This is a genomic window from Terriglobus albidus (assembly GCF_008000815.1).
In the GTDB taxonomy this organism is placed as follows: Bacteria; Acidobacteriota; Terriglobia; order Terriglobales; family Acidobacteriaceae; genus Terriglobus; species Terriglobus albidus_A.
On sequence record NZ_CP042806.1, the window covers coordinates 1713946 to 1733232 of the forward strand.

Genomic DNA, 19287 nt, shown 5'->3' on the forward strand with positions numbered 1-19287 from the left:
TTGAATGATGGAATTATTGAATAATTGAATGATGTCCGTGTCAGGCGCAGCGGCGTTATTCAATCATTCCATCCTTCAATTATTCAATCGCTTTTCTAGAACTGTTCCACCCGCCGCAGCAACGCCAGCTTGCGTTCCGGGCCTAGGAAGCTGGCTTCTACGGAGTTGGCGGCGAGCTCGCGCATCTGTTCCAGGGTGAACTCGAGTTGCTCGTGGGCGAGGATGTATTCGTCCAGCAGGTTGGCGCCGAACATGGGTGGGTCGTCGGAGTTGAGCGTGACCATCAGGCCGGAGTGGAAGTAGTCGCGTGCCGGATGGGAGTCGAGCGAAGGGCAACAGCCTGTCTTCAGGTTGCTGGTGATGTTCAGCTCCAGAGGAATCTGCTTTTCGGCGAGCACCTCCAGAAGCTCCGTATCCTGGGTGGCGGTGAGAGCGTGGCCGATGCGTTCCGCGCCGATGTTGATGGCAGACCAGATGCTGTGCGGGCCGACTGATTCACCGGCGTGTGCTGTCAGCCGCAGGCCGGCCTTTCTGGCTTCGAGATAGAGATCGCGGAACTGATCGGCAGGGCCGCGTGCTTCGTCGCCGCCGATGCCGATGCCTACGATGCTGGGGTACTGCTCGCGCAGTTCGGCGGCTTTGCGAAAGACGCGGGCGGCTTCCTCCACGCCGAAGTGGCGTACGGCATCGATGATCCAAAGCAGCGTGACGCCGAAGTCTTTTTCGGCGCGCAGGCGGCCACGCTCCATGCCTTCGACGAACGGCTCGACTTCGAGCTGCTTGATGAAATAGATGATGCCGAAAGAGACGTAGGCCTCGGCATGCACGACGCCTTGGGCGGCCAGCGCGCTCACCATGTTGTAGGTGATCAGCTCGTAGTCTTCTGGTGTCTGCAGGCGTTCGGTCACGGCCTTGAAGGCCATCAGAAACTCAAGGAAGTTGTCGTACCGGTAGAGTGCGCGGGCCTGTTCCAGCGTAAGGGGAGTGGCATCATGCCGGCGGGAGAGCTCGACCAGAGTCTCCGGCTCGATCGTGCCCTCGAGGTGCAGGTGCAGCTCACACTTCGGCAGTCGGCGGAGCCAGTCGCGCGGTTCGAGGTCGAGAGGATACGCAGGCCGTTGCGGCATAAATGTTAGTGTACCGGGCAATAGAGCATTTTTCCCTGTAGGTGCCGTGTAGGGCTTCCGCATCTATGGGCGTTTTCCGCAATGAAAACGCCGCTGCACTCCTCTAGCGGGATACCCAGCAACAGGGAAAATGCTCTAGCAGGCAACGTTGATGGACATGCCGCTGGCCGGTATCGCGCTCTCAGTGGAGAGCATGCGAAGGTCGTGGTAATCACCTTTCCTGCAATCTAGCGACGCTCTCTGCCTTGGGCGCGAACTCACTGCGTTTGCGGCTGTAGGAGAAGTAGACTACAAGGCCGATCGTCAGCCAAACGAAGAAGCGTACCCAGGTGATCGCCGGCAGGCCTGCCATCAGAAGCAGGCAGCAGACGGTGCTGAGGATGGGAATGACCGGGCCGAAGGGAACGCGGAAGCCGCGATGACGTTCCGGCTGACGGCGCCGTAATACGATGACGCCGATGGAAACCAGAACGAATGCGAAGAGGGTTCCGATGTTCGACATCTCGGCGAACGAGCCCACATCGAAGAGGCCCGACGGAATGGCTACGAGGATGCCTGCGAACCAGGTCGCGAAGGCCGGGGTGCGGTACTTCGGGTTCAGGCTGCTGAAGACATCGGGCAGCAGGCGATCGCGTGACATCGCGAACCAGACGCGGGCCTGACCAAGCTGGAAGACCAGAATGGAGGAGATCATGCCGACGATGGCTCCGAGAAGTACCGCCAGACGCACCCAATGCAGGCGATGACCTTCGGGCGTGAGGCTGATGCGTTTGAGCGCGGTGACCACGGGAGCGGCATCTCCCGCGATGGACTGCCAGGGCACCATGCCGGTCAGGATAGCGGCGACTCCGACGTAGAGCAGAGTGCAGATCACCAGCGTAGCGATGATGCCGATGGGAACATCGCGCCTGGGATCGCGGCACTCCTCACTCGCGGTAGAGACGGAATCGAAGCCGATATAGGTGAAGAAGATGATCGAGCCGCCGGCGAGCACGCCCGGGAAGCCGTTCGGGATGAACGGGTGGTAGTTGCCGGGATGGATGAAGCTCAGGCCGAAGAAGATGAAGAGCAGGATGGCGAAGATCTTCACCAGCACCATGACGTTGTTGGTCCGGGCGGATTCACGGATACCGCGGACGAGGATCACGGTGAGGATCAGCACGATGAGGAAGGCCGGAATATTGAAGCCAAAGTGCCAGCCCGGTTGGTAAATATCGTGCCCGGCAAGATCCTGCAGGCCAAGCGGCAGATAGGCCGGAGAGAGCCACTTGGGATCCATCTTGATGCCGAGCCAGTCGATCAGGTCGACGACGTGTGCAGCGAAGCCGACCGAGACGCTCATGTTCGAGAAGGCGTATTCGAGGATGAGATCCCAGCCGATGATCCAGGCGATGAGCTCGCCCAGGGTGGCGTAGGTGTAGGTGTAGGCCGAGCCGGCGATCGGAATCATGCTGGCGAGCTCGGCGTAACAGAGGCCGGTCAGGCCACAGACGATGGCGACCAGAATCAGTGAGAGCGCCAGGGCTGGGCCGGCGCCTGGGCGGCCGGCGACCGAACCGTGATGCAGGATCAGATCGATGATGGGCGAAGCCTTCCAGTCCGCGAACTTGGAGGGATTGCCGCCGATGGCCGTTCCAATGACAGTGAAGATGCCGGAGCCGATGACGGCGCCGATGCCCAGCGCGGTGAGTGAGACCGGGCCGAGTGTCTTTTTCAGGCTTCGTTCCGGTTGCTCTGACTCAGCGATGAGCTTGTCAATGGATTTAGTGGCGAAGATTTGCCGGGCCAGCGAAGTGCTCCTGCGGATGTGGTGTCGGTTCAGGTTCGATTACAGCAAGATTAGAGCAATTCTCCTAATACTGTAGCTTTGGATAAATCTGCGAATGCCGTTTTCTTCGCAGGAAAACGGCGCAAACAGCCAAAACTCCGCTTTCACACCCTTAGGAGAAATGCTCCATCGGTCTGGAGGCAATGAGATTCCAGACGGCAAAAAGCAGGGCCCGCTGCGTAGGCGGGCCCTGCTTTGACTGCTTGTTGGAAGAGCGTGCGGCTTATTAACGCTTGGACTGACCGCGTGACAACTTCCGGACCTTCTGCTTGTTGGAGCCGCGCGGGGTGGTGCGCTTGGCCTTGGGAGCCGCCTTCTTACGGGCAGCGCGCTTCAGTTTCTTGCGCTCGGTTGTGTCGGTAACGCTCTTGGTATTTGCCAATGTCTTCTCTCTGTTCTCTGAAAACGTTGCACGCCCAGGTCGCCTGGATGCGGAATCCCTTGGATGCGGCCTAGATGCGTTCGAGCTGGGCAAACTTCTCCACCAGCTTCTTAACGCCGTGCTTCTGAAATTCTACCGTAATTTTGGCGTCATCCCCCTCGCCTTCACGCCGAACCAGGATTCCTTCCCCGTATTTGGGGTGCCGGACCCGGGTTCCGCGGGCCATGCCGGTCTTGCCGGTAGGCTCAGGGAGGTCCATCTTCGGGCGGGAGACCTTCTGGCCGCGCTGGGAGAAGAAGCTGGCGATGTTGTCCATCGAGGAGCCGGAACGGCCGCCCCCGCTGCCGCTGCCATAGCGTTGCTGTGGACGTCCGCGGCTGCCGGACTGGTCTTCGTCCTCGTAGGAGTAGTGGCGTTCGCCCTCCTCATAGGGATCGCGCCGCTGCTGGCCATAGCGTCCGCCACCGTAGCGGCTCTCGCCGCTCGACCAGGACGGGGTGGGACGCGGGCTGCCGAGGTCCTCCATCAGCCGGGAGGGGATCTCCTCCAGGAAGCGCGAGGGCATGCTCGCCTCTGGCATGTCATTGCCGTAGCGGCGGCGGTAGCGTGCCCGGGTGATGATCAGCGTGTCCATGGCGCGGGTGATGCCCACGTAGCAGAGGCGGCGCTCTTCTTCGAGCCCAGTGGGATCCTGCAGGACACGCGAGTGCGGAAAGAGTCCCTCTTCCATGCCGCAGAGAAAGACCAGCGGAAATTCGAGGCCTTTGGCCGCATGCAGGGTCATCAGCGTGACTTTGGCATCGGCCTGGTACTGGTCGACGTCGGAGACCAGGGCGGCGTGGTCGAGGAAGTCGGCCAGGGTCTCGCCGCGTTCCTGGGCGTCCTGGGCGGCATTGGCCAGTTCCTTCAGGTTTTCAATGCGGGAGAAGGCTTCGGGCGTGCCTTCGTCTTCAAGGGCACGGATGTAGCCGGAGCGGTCGTTGAGGAACTTGATCAGCTCGGGAAGTGTCGCCGGATCTCCGGGCGCGCGGAAGCCGTCGACGCGGATGCTGGTCTCAAGCTTTTCCGTCGAGGCATCTTCCTTGGAAGCATCGGCTTTGGACGCAGGAGTGGGCTTCTCCAATACCGGAGCGAAGGGATTGAAGGAGACATCCTCGGTACCGTGTGCGTTTTCCGGGGCGATGGAAGATTGTTCCTCCGTCGGGCCGAAGTCGAAGTTGAAGTTGAAATTGAAGCTGGTGTCGAAGGAGGTGTCGGCCTCTTCGTTTTCAACCTCTGCTTCTGCTTCGGCGAACGAAAACGATACATCTTCGTCTGTTGCGGCGGCCGTATCTTCGGCGAGCTTCTCTGCAAAGTCAGGACCAAGCATGGCGCGCGCATCTTCGATCAGCCGTTTGAAGCCTTCGAGCGCGGTTAGGGCGCGTTGCGGCAGCAGGCGTTGTTTGATGGCCTGGCCAATGGCATCCCATGTGGACATGCCGGTCTCGAGTGCCAGGCGCTCGAGCGTCTCCATCGTAGTCTTGCCGATGCCCCGTGCAGGCGCGTTGATGACGCGTGCCAGGCCGACGGAATCATGCGGATTCTGGACCAGCTTCAGGTAGCTGATCATGTCTTTGATCTCGGAGCGTTCGTAGAACGAGAAGCCGCCGACCATCGTGTACTTAATCTGGTAACGGCGCAGCGCTTCTTCCACCAGACGTGACTGCGAATTGGTGCGGTAGAGGATAGCGCAGCGCGCCTCGCCGTCAGCTTCTGAAGCCTTCCTTAGATAGCTTTTGAGACGATCGGCGATGAAGAGAGCTTCGTTTTCCCCGTCAGGAGCTTCGTAGTAGCCGATCAGTGATCCGCCATCGCGCGTGGTGAAGAGGTTCTTGCCCTTGCGCTGCGTGTTGTTCGAGACGACGGCGCCTGCGGCTTCAAGAATGACCTGGGTGGAACGGTAGTTCTGTTCCAGACGGATGGTCTGTACCTCGGGAAAGTCTTTTTCGAACTCGAGGATGTTGCGAATATCGGCACCGCGCCAGCTATAGATGGACTGATCTTCATCGCCGACGACGCAGACGTTGTGATGATCGCCGGCGAGCATCTTCATCAGCTCGTACTGCGGACGGTTGGTGTCCTGGTACTCGTCGATGAGGATGTAGCGATAGCGGCGGTTGTAGCGCTCGCGTGTTTCTGAGGAGGACTTGAACAGGCGCACGGTCTCGAGCAGAAGATCGTCGAAGTCCAGCGCGTTCGCTTTGGCCAGCTCCTGTTTATAGATCTTGAAGATGTGTGCGATCCGCTCTTCCAGGGGATTGGCGGAGTTGAGGAAGTACTCCTGCGGATCGATCATGTGATTCTTCGCCCATGAGATTCGTCCAAGGGCAACACGCGGCTTCAACTGCTTGTCATCGATGCCCAGCCGCTTCAGCGCCTGCTTCACGACGGCCTGCTGATCGGTCTCGTCATAGATGGCGAATGTTTTGGTGAGACCGACGTTGTTCACACGCAGCGCTTCGATATCGCGGCGCAGTGTGCGCACACAGAACGAGTGAAAGGTCGAGATCGAAGGTTTGGAGAGCGAGCCGTGGCCCAGAAGTGCGAGGACGCGTTCTTCCATCTCCTTCGCGGCCTTGTTGGTAAAGGTCACGGCGAGGATGGAATCAGGAGAGACACCCCGTTGATCAATCAGGTACGCGATGCGGTGCGTGATGACGCGGGTCTTACCGGAACCGGCGCCGGCAAGCAGCAACACAGGGCCATCGACGGTCTCTACACCGGCTCTTTGCTGCGGATTCAACTTGTCGAGAAGATGCTGCAAGACGAGAAAACTACTCCTGCATCAAGTTTACCGCCGCAGCGCACAAGAGCATATAAGACAGCCGTGACGAGCGGACGTTAGCAGGCAAAGTGCAGAAAATTACTCGAAATTAATTTCGAAAAAAGGTGGAACAAAGTGGGAACAGGCCGCGTAATGCCTCCTGCGTGACGAAATCACCTGAACCTAGGCCAGATGAGATTCGATCAGCCACCGTAAAGGAGAGAACTCACATGAACCGTCAGACTGTTACGCGCGCCGCTTTCGCAATCGCCTTCACCGCCATGACTTTGGCCCCTACCGCGCACGCCGCATCGTTCTTCAAGAAGGGCACCCCGGATACACAGACCTCCATGAAGAAAGCCGGCAAGACCATCAAGTTCACCGTTCGTAACGATTCCAATGAGGCACGCGAGCTTCGTATCGGCGATGACGTTGTGACGATCGCCGCAAAGAGCAGCAAGCAGCTCGAAGCCGCTGACGGTACCCGTGTTTACAGCAACACTGCCACCGACAAGGTCGCCGCTGGCACCCTGATGGTGCAGCTCTCCAAGGACATGAACAACGCTACCCTGGCGTTGAACTAAGGTTCACATTTCTCAATCCGCTCCCCTACCGGATGGCTGGCGGTGAAGGCGTACTCTAATGGAGTATGTCTTCGCCGGCAGCCATCTCGCCTTCCCGCAATATCTGTGTCTTTTGCGCCTCTGCCAATGGAATCAGGCCTGAGTATCGGGCTGTCGCCGAGGACCTTGGAAGACAGCTCGCCCTGCAGAATATCGGTCTAATTTATGGTGGCGCCCGTGTCGGCCTGATGGGCGCGGTGGCCGATGCGACGCTTGGCGCAGGTGGGCGTGTGACTGGTGTGATTCCGCATGTGCTGGTCGACATGGAAGTAGCGCATCACGAGATCACTGAACTTCATATCGTGAAGACCATGCATGATCGCAAGGCACTGATGGGAGAGAAGGCAGACGCATTTCTGATTCTGCCCGGAGGCTTCGGCACGCTTGAGGAGCTGTTCGAGGTGCTGGCCTGGTCGACGCTGAAGCTTCACTCCAAGCCGATCGTGCTGTTGAATACGGCGAAGTTCTGGGATGGCATGCTCGCCTTTCTGGACCACTGTATTGCGGAGGGTGTGCTGACACAGCCGAGGCGAGAGCTGTTGCTGGTAGCCGATACAGTGGATGAGGCGATCCGGCTCTGCCTGGGATAGCGGCTTGTTGAATCTTTCATGTTCATCGAACCATCCAAGCGTAGGTATGCCTACTCTGTTTGATCCCATCCGCGTCGGTGACCTCGATCTTCCTAACCGTATCTTTATGTCACCGCTGACGCGGCTGCGCGGCACGCCGGACCATGTGCCCACGCCGATTCAGGCGGAGTATTACCGCCAGCGGGCAAGCGCCGGGCTGATCATCAGCGAGGGGACCCCGGTGGCTCCTCTGGGTGTTGGCTATCCGCAGGTGCCGGGAATTTGGAGTGACGAACAGGTTGAAGCGTGGAAGCCGATTACGCAGGCAGTGCATGAGGCCGGCGGGCGCATCTTTGCGCAGATCTGGCACGTTGGCCGCATCTCGCATTCGAAGCTGCTCAATGGTCAGTTGCCGGTAGCGCCGAGTGCCATTGCCGTGCAGGGAACTGTGAATGTCCTGCGGCCGCAGGTCTCGTTTGAGACGCCGCGAGCGTTGACGATTCCTGAGATCAAAGAGGTTGTCGAGCAGTTCCGCCGCGGAGCGCAGAACGCGCAGCGCGCCGGCTTCGATGGTGTGGAGCTGCATGGAGCGAACGGATATCTGCTCGACCAGTTCCTGCAGGACGGCGCTAATCATCGCGATGATGAGTACGGCGGCAGCCTGGAGAATCGCGCACGGCTGATGCTGGAGTGTGCAGATGCCGCGATCAGTGTGTGGGGGCCTGATCGGGTCGGTATGCATCTGGCTCCTCGTCCGGGAGCTCACGGCATTCAGGATTCAAATCCGGCGGCGACCTTTGGGCATGTGGTGACGGAGCTTGGTAAGCGGAAGATCGCCTTCATCTGCGCCCGCGAGCGCGTAGCGGAAGACAGCCTGGGGCCGGAGTTGAAGAAGAAGTTTGGCGGCATCTATGTGGCGAATGAAGCATTCACCTTCGAGCAGGCCGGCGATGCGTTGAACAATGGCTGGGCTGATGCGGTGGCGTTTGGCAAGTTGTTTATCGCCAATCCTGATCTGCCACGGCGGTTTACCGAGGGGCTGGCGTTGAATCAGCCAAATCCGGAGACGTTCTATACGCATAATCCGGAAGGCTATGTGGATTACCCCACGCTGCCGGAGGATTGAGGTTACGGGTGGGAGCAGCGGGCTTCAGCCCGCTGACAGAATTGGATAGAGATGTTTGGGCTTTAGCCCTGGGCTTTTGTTGTGTTGAACAGAAAGGCCCAGGGCTAAAGCCCATTTGCTTTTATGCCTTTATCAGCGGGCTGAAGCCCGCTGCTCCCGCCTATTCGAGCTTTGCTCGAATATCCCCCCATCGCGTTATCACCCCAACGAACAAGTTCGTCGGGGTGATAACGCGATGGATGGGGCACCCAGCGTAGGGGCTTCCGATAAGTTCTAAATCTTTTCCACGACGACGGCGGTGCCGTAGGCCAGCACTTCAGTGACGCCCTGCATGATTTCGGTAGCGTCGTATCTGGCCGCAATGACGGCATTGGCTCCGCTCTGGTCGGCGTGCAGCAGCATCATCTGGAAGGCATCGTTGCGGGTCTTCTCGCAGAGATCACTGAGGATGGTGATGTTGCCACCGATCAATGTCTGCAGACCGGCGCCGATGGAGCCGAAGATCGAGCGCGAGCGTACCAGAATGCCGCGGACGACACCTACATTGCGAACGATGCGATAACCAGGCAACTCAAACGCGGTGGTGACCATAGACGGATCGATAGGCATGAAGTTCTCCTTGCGGGGAATTGTACGAGGAGAAGGTTTACTGAGTTCCAGATTTCGGTGGAATATAGCCGGCGTTTAGCTGCGGAGCTTCTCCAGCAGAGCGGTGACTGCGCCACAGTCGATGGTTGATTGTGCCAGCGCGACGCCCTCTTTTAGCGTGGTTGCCTTGCCGGCAACGACCAGCACGGCGGCAGCATTCAGCACGACGATATCCCGGCGTGGGCCTTGTTCGCCGGCGAAGATGCCGGTGAGGATGGCTGCGTTCTCCGCTGCATCGCCGCCACGGATCTCTGAGATGGGGGCACTCTTCAGACCGAGGTCTTCTGGCTTCAAGGTCATCAGCGAGACGACGCGTCCCTTCACTTCAGCGATCTGCGTTGCGCCATCGAGTGTGATCTCGTCCAGGCCATTTCCATGCACGATAAACGCATGCCGCGTGTTGAGCATGGCCATGGCTTCGGCGACGACCGGCACCAGGTGCGGAGCATAGACGCCCATCACCTGGGATGGGGCTCCGGCGGGGTTCGCCATCGGGCCAAGGATATTGAAGACGGTACGTACGCCAAGAGCGCGGCGTACAGGCATAACAGCTTTCATCCCGGGATGGAGCTCCGGTGCATGCAGAAAGAGGAAGCTATTGCGGCGCAGGGTCTCGGCGCCGGCCTCGGGGGTCTGCGAGATGGGAATGCCCAGGGCCTCCAATACGTCAGCCGAGCCGCACATGGAAGTGACCGAGCGGTTGCCGTGCTTGGCGACGCGGGCACCGGCGGCGGTGGCGACGAGGGCTGCGGCGGTAGAGATATTGAAGGTGCCGCTCAGGTCCCCGCCGCTCCCGCAGGTGTCGACCAGCATTTCGCGTTCGGCTGCATTCAGAGGGAGTTGCAGGGCGGCCAAACGCATGGCTTCGGCAAAGCCTGCGATCTCGGCGGCGGTTTCGCCGCGGGTAGCCAGTGCGGTGAGCAGGCCGGCGAGTGTGATCTCGGTGAAATCGCCGGCGAGAATCTCGGCCATCAGGGCACGGGACTCCTCACGCGTGAGCACGGCTTTCTGTTCGACGATGCGCTTGAGAGTGAGTGAGAGACCCATATCCGTTTTTTGAGGGTAGCATTTAGATGCGAAACGACCGGGAATGTCATCTAATAGCCGTATGCGCTGGATGGCACTCATCGCATTGTTCGTGACGCTCTCCGCGGCTGCGCAGGATCCGCAGCGGACGGCGAAGGCTGGCGATGACAACAGTCGAATCCGCAGCGTCCCGACGAACGACAATTATTCGGTTCCAATCGACTCTATCGATTACGACAACCCTATGGCGCATCCGGAGAATCGCCCGGCGGCGCCGATCTGTGACCCGGAACAGATCGAGGTAAAGATCGGCACGGACAACGCTTCCAACGGCCAGCACGGCATTCCCATCAGCTTCCATAACGGCAGCAATCTGACCTGTTCCTTTTCATCCGTAATGGTGATGCAGCTCGAGAACAGCTCCGTCGTCCAGGAGCGGGTCCGACAGGGAACTACATGGGTAATGAAGACGGTCACGCGGTATCGGCCGGTGCCGATCACTACCTGTCAGAACTGCGGTGGATTCCACTTCACTTCCAGCATCGGACAGGAGATTGTCGTCGAGCCTGATGCCGTGGTCTATGCGATTATCGGCTTCAGTTCGCTTACCTCCGCGCCCTGTGCCGATCCGGACACGTTCAGTTGGTTGACGCGTCCAGGCAGCCAGATGCAGCATGTTCCCATCTCGCTCCACGTCTGTGCGCCGCTGCGATTCTCCGGAATTGTTAAAACTCTGCCCGATGGCTTTTTGACACCGTAACGTCGTGCGAACATCGCACGAAAGTGCGATCTCCGGTTGCGCCTCGTTCTGCGGCTCGACTACGATCATTTGCGGATAGCTCCGGAACCATGAAAATTCACGAGTATCAGGCAAAAGAGATCCTGCGGAAGTATGGCGTCACCGTCCCTGCCGGTGAGATGGCCACCACGCTGGAAGAGGCCGACAAGGCCGCCAAGCAGCTCTTCTCCAACGGCGCTCCCGCCGTGGTCGTCAAGGCGCAGATTCACGCCGGCGGCCGTGGCAAGGGCGGCGGCGTGAAGGTTGCCAAAACGATCGACGATGCCAATGCCGCGTCGAAGGCGATCCTCGGCATGCAGCTGGTCACGCATCAGACCGGACCGCAGGGCCAGAAGGTGCAGCGCCTGCTGGTCGAGGAGGCTTCGGCTATCGATCGCGAGCTGTATCTCGGCATCGTGCTCGACCGTGCTTCGGCCAAGCTGGTGTTTATGGCCTCACAGGCCGGCGGCATGGAGATCGAAGAGGTTGCCGCCAAGGATCCTGACGCGATCTACAAGGAGTACATCGATCCGGGTATCGGCCTGCAGCCGTACCAGGCGCGTAAGCTCGCCTTCAAGTTGGGACTGAAGCCAACGCAGGTTGGCCAGGCGGTGCAGTTCATGATGGGTCTGTACAAGGCTTTCGTGGAGACGGACTGCTCGCTGCTGGAGATCAATCCCTTCATTACGACGAAGGACGACAAGCTCGCCGCGCTCGATTGCAAGATCAACTTCGATGACAACGGCATGTTCCGTCACAAGGACCTGAAGGAGCTGCGCGACATCACCGAAGAGGATCCGCTCGAGGTTGAAGCCAGCAAGTTCAACCTGAACTACATCCGCCTGGAAGGCAATATCGCCTGCATGGTGAATGGCGCCGGCCTCGCCATGGCGACGATGGACATCATTAAGTACGCCGGCGGAGCTCCTGCGAACTTTCTGGATGTGGGCGGCGGCGCCAGCCAGGAGCAGATTGAGCAGGCCTTCGGCATTCTGTTAAAGGACCCGAATGTGAAGGCGATCTTCATCAACATCTTCGGCGGCATTCTGCGCGTGGATGTGCTGGCGACCGCTGTTGTGGCCGCTGCAAGGAACCTGGGCGTTAACATTCCGATCATTCTTCGTTTGGAAGGTACGAACGTGGAAGAGGGCCGCAAGATCCTGAAGGAGAGCGGCCTGAAGTTCGAAGTGGGCGCAACGATGAAGGAAGCCGCCGACCTGGCTGTCGCGGCAGCCAAGGGGGTGGCGTAATGGCAGTACTGGTCGATAAGAACACGCGACTGATCGTTCAGGGCATCACCGGCCGCGAGGGTACCTTCCACGCCAAGGCCTGCGCCGAGTACGGCACCAAGGTCGTCGGCGGTGTTACGCCGGGCAAGGGTGGCACCATTCATGAAGGTTGGCCCGTCTTCAACACGGTGGAAGAGGCCGTGCGCGAGACCGGCGCTAACGCCAGCGTGATCTTCGTTCCTCCGCCGGCCGCGGCTGACGGCATCCTGGAAGCGGTCGACGCCAAACTCCCGCTCGTGATCTGCATCACCGAAGGCATTCCCGCGCTGGATATGGCGAAGGCATGGCCGGTTGTGAAGGGTTCGCAGTCACGCCTGATCGGACCGAACTGCCCCGGCGTAATTTCGCCTGGTAAGGCGAAGATCGGCATCATGCCCGGCCGCATTCACAAGGAAGGCAGCGTCGGTATCGTCTCGAAGTCGGGCACGCTGACGTACGAGGCCGTCTACCAGCTCACGACCCGCGGCATCGGCCAGTCAACGGCCATCGGCATCGGCGGCGACCCAATCATCGGAACCACGCACATCGATGCGCTGAAGCTGCTGCAGGACGATCCGGAGACCGAGGCGATCATCATGATCGGCGAGATCGGTGGATCGGCCGAAGAGGCAGCCGCAGCCTTCATCAAGGAACATGTCACCAAGCCTGTGGTCGGCTTTATCGCCGGTCAGACGGCGCCTCCGGGACGCCGTATGGGCCACGCCGGTGCGATTATCTCCGGCGGCGAGGGAACGGCGCAGAGCAAGATGGAAGCCATGCGTGCGGCCGGCATCCACGTGGTGCAGTCGCCCGCAGAGATGGGCGAGATGATGGCCAAGGTGCTGGGTAAGGCTTAGTTCCGGTAACAGAGTCAGGTAAGGGCGGCTTCGGCCGCCCTTTTCATTTTGCGCGGTGCAATGTCAGGAACATCGTTTTGGACTACACTTCCGTCGGTACGGTTACTTAACGGACCGACTTCGCTTTGGAGAGAACGAGATGACAACGTCAAACCGCATTGCCCGGTTTTTCTTCCCCCTGCTCCTCGTACTGCCCTTTGCCGCAACTGCTGTGGCGGATGCACAGAAGTCGCAGTGGTCTAACGAGGATGCTTCGCGGATTGCGAGTGAGGTGCAAAAGCAACTTCTGCGATTGACCAATTACAGCGTCTTCGACAGCCTGCACTTCGGTCTGCGCGGCGGTGTGGTGACGCTGGGCGGCTATGCCAGCAGGCCCACGTTGAAGGACGATGCGGCGCGCGTGGTGAAGAAGATCGAGGGCGTGACCGAGGTCGATAATCAGATCGAGGTTCTGCCGAATTCGCCCAACGACGATCGTATCCGTATGGCGGTCTATACCAACATCTACAGGCAGCCTGCGCTTCGCAAGTACACGTCGAACTTTCCGAACGCGGCGCTGACGCCTTCGATTCCGCGTGCTGCCGGCGGCATCACCTGGGATCCGCCGCTCGGCTATCACGCCATCCACATCATCGTGAAAAACGGCAACGTGATTTTGGCCGGGGTGGTGAATAGCGAGAGCGATTCCATCATTGCGCAGATGCAGGCAAACTCCACGCCGGGTGTCTTTGGTGTCGAGAACCAGCTGATTGTGCCTGGGCCACAGAAGAAGAAAGAGAAGTAGCAAGTACCAGGTAATCTGTAGGGCGGCGGCTTCGCGCTAGAGCGTTTTCCCTGTGGGTGTCGTGTAGGGTTTCCTTATCTATGGGCGTTTTCCGCAATGAAAACGCCGCTACACTCTCTTCCGGGATATCCAGCAACAGGGAAACGCTCTATGCTTGCAAACATGATGCAAGCTGACGAGTCCCGCCGCCGCTTTCTTGGCGTGTGCGCCAAAGCTGGTGTGGGCGCCACGTTGTTTCCTGGTGCACTGTATACGCTGGCCGCTCAGGCACAGCAGGGTGCAGGGCCTGGTGCTGATCTGGCCACCTTTGCGAAGATCAGTCCGGAGATGATCGACCAGGCTGCCGCCATGGCGGGGCTGACGATCACCGAGGAGCAGAAGAAGCAGTTGCTCGATGGTGTCGTCGAGCAGCGTGATTCCATCCGCCAGCTTCGCGATCTGCATCTTCCAAACCGCGTCGCGCCGGCGTTCTCTTTCGATCCCGTGCCTTCGGGGATGAAGCTTGAGACGGCGAAGAAGCCCGCAGTGCTGTCCACTGTGCCCGATGTTAGCGGGCTCTCTCTGAGTAATGAAGAGAAGCTGGCTTTTGCCACAGCGCGCGAGTTGGGCGAGCTGGTGCGGACCCGGAAGATTTCGAGTGTCGATCTGACCAAGATGTATCTGTCACGCCTCAAGCGCTTCGATTCACAACTGCACTGCGTTATTACGTTCACTGAAGAACGTGCGTTGCAGCAGGCGGCGGAGGCCGATCGGCAGATCGCGGCGGGTAAACATCTGGGACCGCTGCATGGTGTTCCATGGGGTGCGAAAGATCTGCTCAGCGTAAAGGGTTGTCGCACGACCTGGGGCGCCGCCGGTTTTGAAGAGCAGCAGTTCGATACCACGGCGACAGTTGTTGAACGGCTCGACAAAGCCGGAGCGGTGCTGCTCGCCAAGCTGAGTATGGGGGCCCTGGCGCAGGGCGATCTGTGGTTTGGTGCGCGTACACGGAATCCCTGGAATACAAAGCAGGGTTCAAGCGGATCGTCTGCCGGTTCAGGCTCGGCGGTGAGCGCTGGCCTGGTGGGCTTTGCTATCGGGACAGAGACACTGGGCTCGATCTCGTCGCCTGCAACGCGCTGCGGTGTCACGGGACTGCGTCCGACGTTTGGTTTTGTGCCGCGCACGGGAGCGATGGCGCTGAGCTGGACGATGGATAAGATCGGTCCCATCTGCCGTAGCGTTGAGGACTGCGCGTTGGTAATGGACGTCATTCACGGCCCTGATGGACAGGACCGCATGGTCAAAGAGGCAGCCTTCTCCTGGGATGCGCGCTTTGACTGGAAGAAACTCCGTGTTGGTGTGTTGTCGGCGGCGTTTGAGACGCCGAAGTTCGAAGAACCGAAGCGCAAAGAAGGCGAGGCGGATGCAGCGTTCACCGAGCGGGTGGCGATGGCGAAGCGAAACTATGAGCGGTCTGTTTATGACAACCATTACGACCGGGTATCGCTGGATGCATTGAAGAAGATGGGCGTGACCTTGATCCCAGTAGAGCTGCCGAAGCTTCCCTGGGGAGCGATTACTCCGGTTCTGGAGGTCGAGGCGGCAGCCGCGTTCGATGAGCTCACCTTGAGCGGCCGCGATCGTCTGCTGACTGGGCAGAGCTCCGGCGACTGGCCCAACACCTTCCGCATCGCGCGTTTCTACTCCGGGGTGGATTATGTGCAGGCGATGCGCGCACGCACTCTCGGCATCGAACAGATGGCGGAGCTCTTTGCGAAGGTGGATGTGATTGTGACTCCCTCCGGCGGGGCACAGCTTCGTGCCACCAATCTGACGGGGCATCCGGCAGTGATCGTTCCCAATGGCCTGCGTGGTGACGATGCGCCGCTGCCGTGGAAGACTGGAGACGGTGACCCGGGGAATAACGGCGGTCCGGGTACGATGACGAGTATTACGTTTCTCGGTCAGCTTTACTCCGATGCACGGCTGGCCGCACTTGCTCGCGCGTACCAGGAGGCTACCGGCTTCCACAAACTCCATCCAAAGCTTGCCTGATATGTCTTTTGTCATCGCTCAGAACCTCGTGAAGGAGTACCCGGCGAAGAACGCCGCCGGTAAGGTGCGTGTTGTGGACGATGTCTCGTTGACGATCGAGCGCGGCGAGACCCTTGGGCTGGTGGGTGAATCGGGCTCGGGTAAGAGCACGGTGGCCCGCATGCTGCTGCGGCTGGTGGAGCCGACGGCGGGCTCTGTGCACGTGGATGGCGTCGACGTGCTGGCGGCGGGACGCGCGGGCATGCATGCTCTGCGGCGCCGTATGCAGGTGGTCTTTCAGGATCCTTACTCCGCGCTGAATCCGCGGATGCGTGTGCGGCAGATCCTGCTGGAACCATGTGCGATTCATGGTGCGCCGGAAGGCATGCGGCCGGAGGAGAGGGTACGGCAGCTATTGCATGAGGTTGGGCTTGATGCGTCGGCACTGGACCGCTATCCGCATGAGTTCTCCGGAGGACAGCGGCAGCGCATAAACATTGCCCGAGCATTGATGCTAAGGCCGGAGTTTTTGGTGCTGGATGAGCCTGTGAGTGCGCTGGATGTGTCGGTGGCTGCGCAGGTGGTGAACCTGCTGCGGGAGCTGCAGCGGAGCTATGGGCTGACGTATCTGTTCATCTCGCATTCCATGCCGCTGGTGCGGTATCTGTGCGACCGTGTGGCGGTGATGCAGCGCGGAAAACTGGTGGAGATTGGGGAGGCGCTGGAGGTGTGCGATCACCCGCGTGAGGCGTATACGCAGCAGTTGATTGCTGCTACGCCGGAGCTGCCTGTGTGATCTCGCCTCCTGCCCGTAATTTGCCGGTAGAGAAGCAGATTTCTCCGCTGCCGCTACGAAATGACAAAACAAAAAAGACAGAGATCAGCTCTGAATCGGTCCCCGTTTTGCACAACCTTTGCAGCAGTACCATTCCGGAATGACCCAGCACCACGTTGGCCGGCTGGAGGTGATCACCGGCCCTATGTTCTCCGGAAAGAGCGAGGAACTGATCCGTCGTTTGAAGCGCGCCAAGATTGCGAAACAGCGAGTTGCCTGCTTCAAGCCTGATATCGATTTGCGGTATCACCGCACGGCGATCGCATCGCACTCCGAGCAGACACATGACGCCGCCGTCGTTACGCCGACCTCCGAGCGGCTGAAGGCGACACTCTTTGAGAACGATCACATTCACGAGGTCGATGTCATCGGTATCGATGAGGTGCAGTTCTTCGATGAGGCGGTGATTCCGCTTGTGATGGAGCTGGTGCATCTGGGCAAGCGGGTAATTTTGGGCGGTCTGGATACTACCTTTGCCAATGAGCCCTTCGGTCCGGTGCCGAATCTGATGGCGCTTGCCGACGAGGTGACGAAGCTGTCGGCGGTGTGCATGGTCTGCGGGAATCCGGCGATTCACACGCAGCGGCTGGGACAGAGCCAGGAGCTGGTAGTGGTGGGAGCCGCCGGGCTGTATGAGGCGCGCTGCCGCGAGCACTTCCAGCCCTTTATCGATGAGAACCACAGCGAGCAGATGGAGCTGCCTGCGGTTGCCCGGTAGGCCACGTTTTGCATGGTGACGCATCCTATACGTATCCTGCGGGATATAAGGAGATTCACTATGCGTCTTGCATCCGTTGCTGCGGCTGCCCTTCTGGTTGCCGTTCCCGTTTTTGCTGCCGCACCCCAGCCCGTCAAGGTCATGTTGAAGGACGCGAACGGCAAGGACGCCGGTTACGTCACCTTCTCGCCGGCTAAAAGCGGTGTGAAGGTCATGGTTATGCTGGCGAACCTGCCCGCCGGAGAGCATGCCGTGCATGTGCACGCCGGGGCGACCTGTGAGGCTCCGAGCTTCCAGTCCGCGGGCGGTCACTTCAACCCTGAAAACAAGCACCACGGTTTCAAGAACCCCGAGGGACATCACGATGGCGACTTCCCCGAATCGGTAACGATGACCGGGGGCATGGGCCACAAGACCTTCGACGCGGACTATCTGTCGCTGGACCCGTCGGCGCCGAACTCCATCTACGGCCACACGGTGGTCGTGCATGAGAAGGCCGACGATCAGATGACTGACCCGGCTGGAAACGCCGGTAGCCGGCTGGCCTGCGGTGTGATTGAAAAGCCCGCGATGTAGAAGGGCAGTATCGGGCAGAAAAATAAAGGGGCTGGAGACGTTCTGTCTCCAGCCCCTTTGCTTTTGCTGGCCACGGAATCTTTCTGTTTGTCATCCCGTAGGGATCTGCTTTTCCTTTCGTCAGGATTGAAGTCTGGGTAGAAAAGCGGATTTCTCCGCTGGCGCTACGAAATGACAAAGGGACACGATCTTGCCTCTTACCGTGGTGTTGTCGCAGCTGCCGGCGGTGTTGGTCTGCGTACCGCACCTTCCGGCAGCGGCTTGCCCTCGGCCAGCAGCTTCATGTTTTCGAGCATCTGGGTAAACCGTGTGCGGCGGTTTTCGATGTCCTTCTGCTTTGCGGCGTCGTCCGGCAGTGCGGAGTTGTCGTAGAGCAGGGTGTAGTTCAGGCGGGTGGTGGTGGCGGTCAGGGGCTCGGCTTCGAGGTCGCCGTGGTACATGATGTAGTTGCTGCCGGCTCGTTTCGGTTGCGTGTAGATGTAGCTGTACTTTGTCTTGCCGACAAGCACCTCGTTGCCGATGGTGCGAATGGCGCCCAGCTCTCCGTCTTTGCCGGAGGTGATGGTGCAGCCGGGGAAGCCCCATTCGCCAATATCGCAGTACTTCCCGATGCGGGCCCAGACTTTGTCTGCCGGAGCGTTGACGTCGATGCTCATGGGGATGGTGACGTAGTGCGGCTCAGCCACCAGCCAGGGCGCCGTCGAGAGCACTGGAGGAGGCGCGGTCGGCTTTTCCAGTTTGCCGCCTTCGGACAACGTCTTCATATTCTTCAGGAAGCCGGTGAAGCGCATCTTCCGGGTGGCAATCTCAGTGTTACGAGCGGCATCGTCCGTGAGCATGGAGTTGTCGTAGAGGAAGCTGTATTCCAGCCGGGAGGTCTTCGCCGTGACCGGAACCACCTCCAGCGTGGCGTGGTAGAGGTTGTAGGTCACTCCCTGTCGCGGAGCCTGGGCGTAGGTGTAGCTGTACCTGGTTTTGCCGACCATCACCTCGTTCTGGATCGACCGAACGGAGCCAATCTCATTTCCTGGTCCCTGGAGGATGGTGCAGGGAAATCCCCACTCACCGATGTCGCAGTATTTGCCAACCCGGGCCCAGACCGTGTCGGCTGACGCATTGACATCCTGGGTCAGAACGAACGAGACGTAGTGCGGGTTGGGGCTTTCCAGGGGCGGGGGTGCCGGGCGTGCGGCTGGGGCGGCCGCCGGCGCCTGGGCCAGGGCGATGGCCGAGCAGGCCAGCAGAGCACAGGCAGACAGGGAGAGATGGACCTTGAACATGGGTCTCCTTGAAACGGGTGGAAATGAGTGGGTTTGTGCTGCA

Annotated in this window: 18 protein-coding genes; 11 read left to right on the top strand and 7 right to left on the bottom strand. The window is 59.7% G+C overall.

Annotated features, from left to right (window positions below):
* Positions 1-95: 95 nt before the first annotated feature.
* From add to FTW19_RS06905, 4 genes are all read right to left on the bottom strand, one after another.
* Positions 96-1127 carry an adenosine deaminase gene (add, locus tag FTW19_RS06895; RefSeq protein WP_147650515.1) on the bottom strand — a complete coding sequence of 344 codons (1032 nt, stop codon included), beginning with the start codon at positions 1125-1127 and terminating at the stop codon, positions 96-98.
* Positions 1128-1338: 211 nt separating this feature from the next.
* A complete protein-coding gene (locus FTW19_RS06900) occupies positions 1339-2904 on the bottom strand; it encodes an amino acid permease (RefSeq protein WP_246153737.1) in 1566 nt (521 codons plus the stop codon).
* 277 nt (positions 2905-3181) lie between these two features.
* Entirely contained in the window at positions 3182-3337 is a 156-nt protein-coding gene (locus tag FTW19_RS25730; RefSeq protein ID WP_187143343.1) for a hypothetical protein, read from the bottom strand.
* 70 nt (positions 3338-3407) lie between these two features.
* Complete coding sequence (locus FTW19_RS06905; RefSeq protein WP_147646936.1) at positions 3408-6140, bottom strand: ATP-dependent helicase; 2733 nt, start codon at positions 6138-6140, stop codon at positions 3408-3410.
* Between the two features lie 230 nt (positions 6141-6370).
* Here FTW19_RS06905 and FTW19_RS06910 point away from each other — a divergent pair, with 230 nt between their 5' ends.
* The 3 genes from FTW19_RS06910 (at position 6371) to FTW19_RS06920 (ending at position 8458) form a co-directional block, all read left to right on the top strand.
* The gene (locus tag FTW19_RS06910) at positions 6371-6724 is read left to right on the top strand and encodes a hypothetical protein (protein WP_147646937.1); all 354 of its coding nucleotides are present in this window, start codon (positions 6371-6373) and stop codon (positions 6722-6724) included.
* Positions 6725-6789: 65 nt separating this feature from the next.
* The gene (locus FTW19_RS06915) at positions 6790-7353 is read left to right on the top strand and encodes a TIGR00730 family Rossman fold protein (RefSeq protein WP_147646938.1); all 564 of its coding nucleotides are present in this window, start codon (positions 6790-6792) and stop codon (positions 7351-7353) included.
* A 46-nt stretch (positions 7354-7399) separates the two neighbouring features.
* Positions 7400-8458: an alkene reductase gene (locus FTW19_RS06920; RefSeq protein ID WP_147646939.1), complete on the top strand. Its 1059-nt coding sequence runs from the start codon at positions 7400-7402 to the stop codon at positions 8456-8458.
* Positions 8459-8731: 273 nt separating this feature from the next.
* Here the strand turns inward: FTW19_RS06920 and FTW19_RS06925 are convergent, their stop codons facing one another.
* Together FTW19_RS06925 and trpD are read right to left on the bottom strand one after the other, a co-directional pair.
* Positions 8732-9067: a YbjQ family protein gene (locus tag FTW19_RS06925; protein WP_246153621.1), complete on the bottom strand. Its 336-nt coding sequence runs from the start codon at positions 9065-9067 to the stop codon at positions 8732-8734.
* Positions 9068-9142: 75 nt separating this feature from the next.
* Positions 9143-10153, bottom strand: coding sequence for an anthranilate phosphoribosyltransferase (gene trpD, locus FTW19_RS06930; RefSeq protein WP_147646940.1), 1011 nt, complete (start codon positions 10151-10153; stop codon positions 9143-9145).
* 43 nt (positions 10154-10196) lie between these two features.
* Here trpD and FTW19_RS06935 point away from each other — a divergent pair, with 43 nt between their 5' ends.
* The 8 genes from FTW19_RS06935 (at position 10197) to FTW19_RS06970 (ending at position 17964) form a co-directional block, all read left to right on the top strand.
* On the top strand, positions 10197-10892 hold the full coding sequence (locus tag FTW19_RS06935) for a hypothetical protein (protein ID WP_147646941.1): 696 nt from the start codon (positions 10197-10199) through the stop codon (positions 10890-10892).
* Positions 10893-10981: 89 nt separating this feature from the next.
* Positions 10982-12160, top strand: a complete 1179-nt coding sequence (gene sucC / locus FTW19_RS06940; RefSeq protein WP_147646942.1) for an ADP-forming succinate--CoA ligase subunit beta — start codon at positions 10982-10984, stop codon at positions 12158-12160.
* Positions 12160-13035 (top strand): succinate--CoA ligase subunit alpha, encoded by an 876-nt coding sequence (gene sucD / locus FTW19_RS06945; protein WP_147646943.1) that lies wholly within the window; start codon positions 12160-12162, stop codon positions 13033-13035. Before sucC ends, sucD begins: the two co-directional genes overlap by 1 nt.
* A 139-nt stretch (positions 13036-13174) precedes the next feature.
* Positions 13175-13819: a BON domain-containing protein gene (locus FTW19_RS06950; RefSeq protein WP_147646944.1), complete on the top strand. Its 645-nt coding sequence runs from the start codon at positions 13175-13177 to the stop codon at positions 13817-13819.
* A 150-nt stretch (positions 13820-13969) separates the two neighbouring features.
* The gene (locus FTW19_RS06955; protein WP_222705540.1) at positions 13970-15856 is read left to right on the top strand and encodes an amidase; all 1887 of its coding nucleotides are present in this window, start codon (positions 13970-13972) and stop codon (positions 15854-15856) included.
* Between the two features lies 1 nt (position 15857).
* Positions 15858-16631 carry an ATP-binding cassette domain-containing protein gene (locus FTW19_RS06960; RefSeq protein ID WP_147646945.1) on the top strand — a complete coding sequence of 258 codons (774 nt, stop codon included), beginning with the start codon at positions 15858-15860 and terminating at the stop codon, positions 16629-16631.
* Between the two features lie 139 nt (positions 16632-16770).
* Positions 16771-17388 (top strand): thymidine kinase, encoded by a 618-nt coding sequence (locus tag FTW19_RS06965; RefSeq protein WP_147646946.1) that lies wholly within the window; start codon positions 16771-16773, stop codon positions 17386-17388.
* 60 nt (positions 17389-17448) lie between these two features.
* A complete protein-coding gene (locus FTW19_RS06970) occupies positions 17449-17964 on the top strand; it encodes a superoxide dismutase family protein (protein WP_147646947.1) in 516 nt (171 codons plus the stop codon).
* Between the two features lie 197 nt (positions 17965-18161).
* Here the strand turns inward: FTW19_RS06970 and FTW19_RS06975 are convergent, their stop codons facing one another.
* Positions 18162-19244 (bottom strand): SRPBCC family protein, encoded by a 1083-nt coding sequence (locus FTW19_RS06975; protein ID WP_147646948.1) that lies wholly within the window; start codon positions 19242-19244, stop codon positions 18162-18164.
* Between the last annotated feature and the right edge of the window lie 43 nt (positions 19245-19287).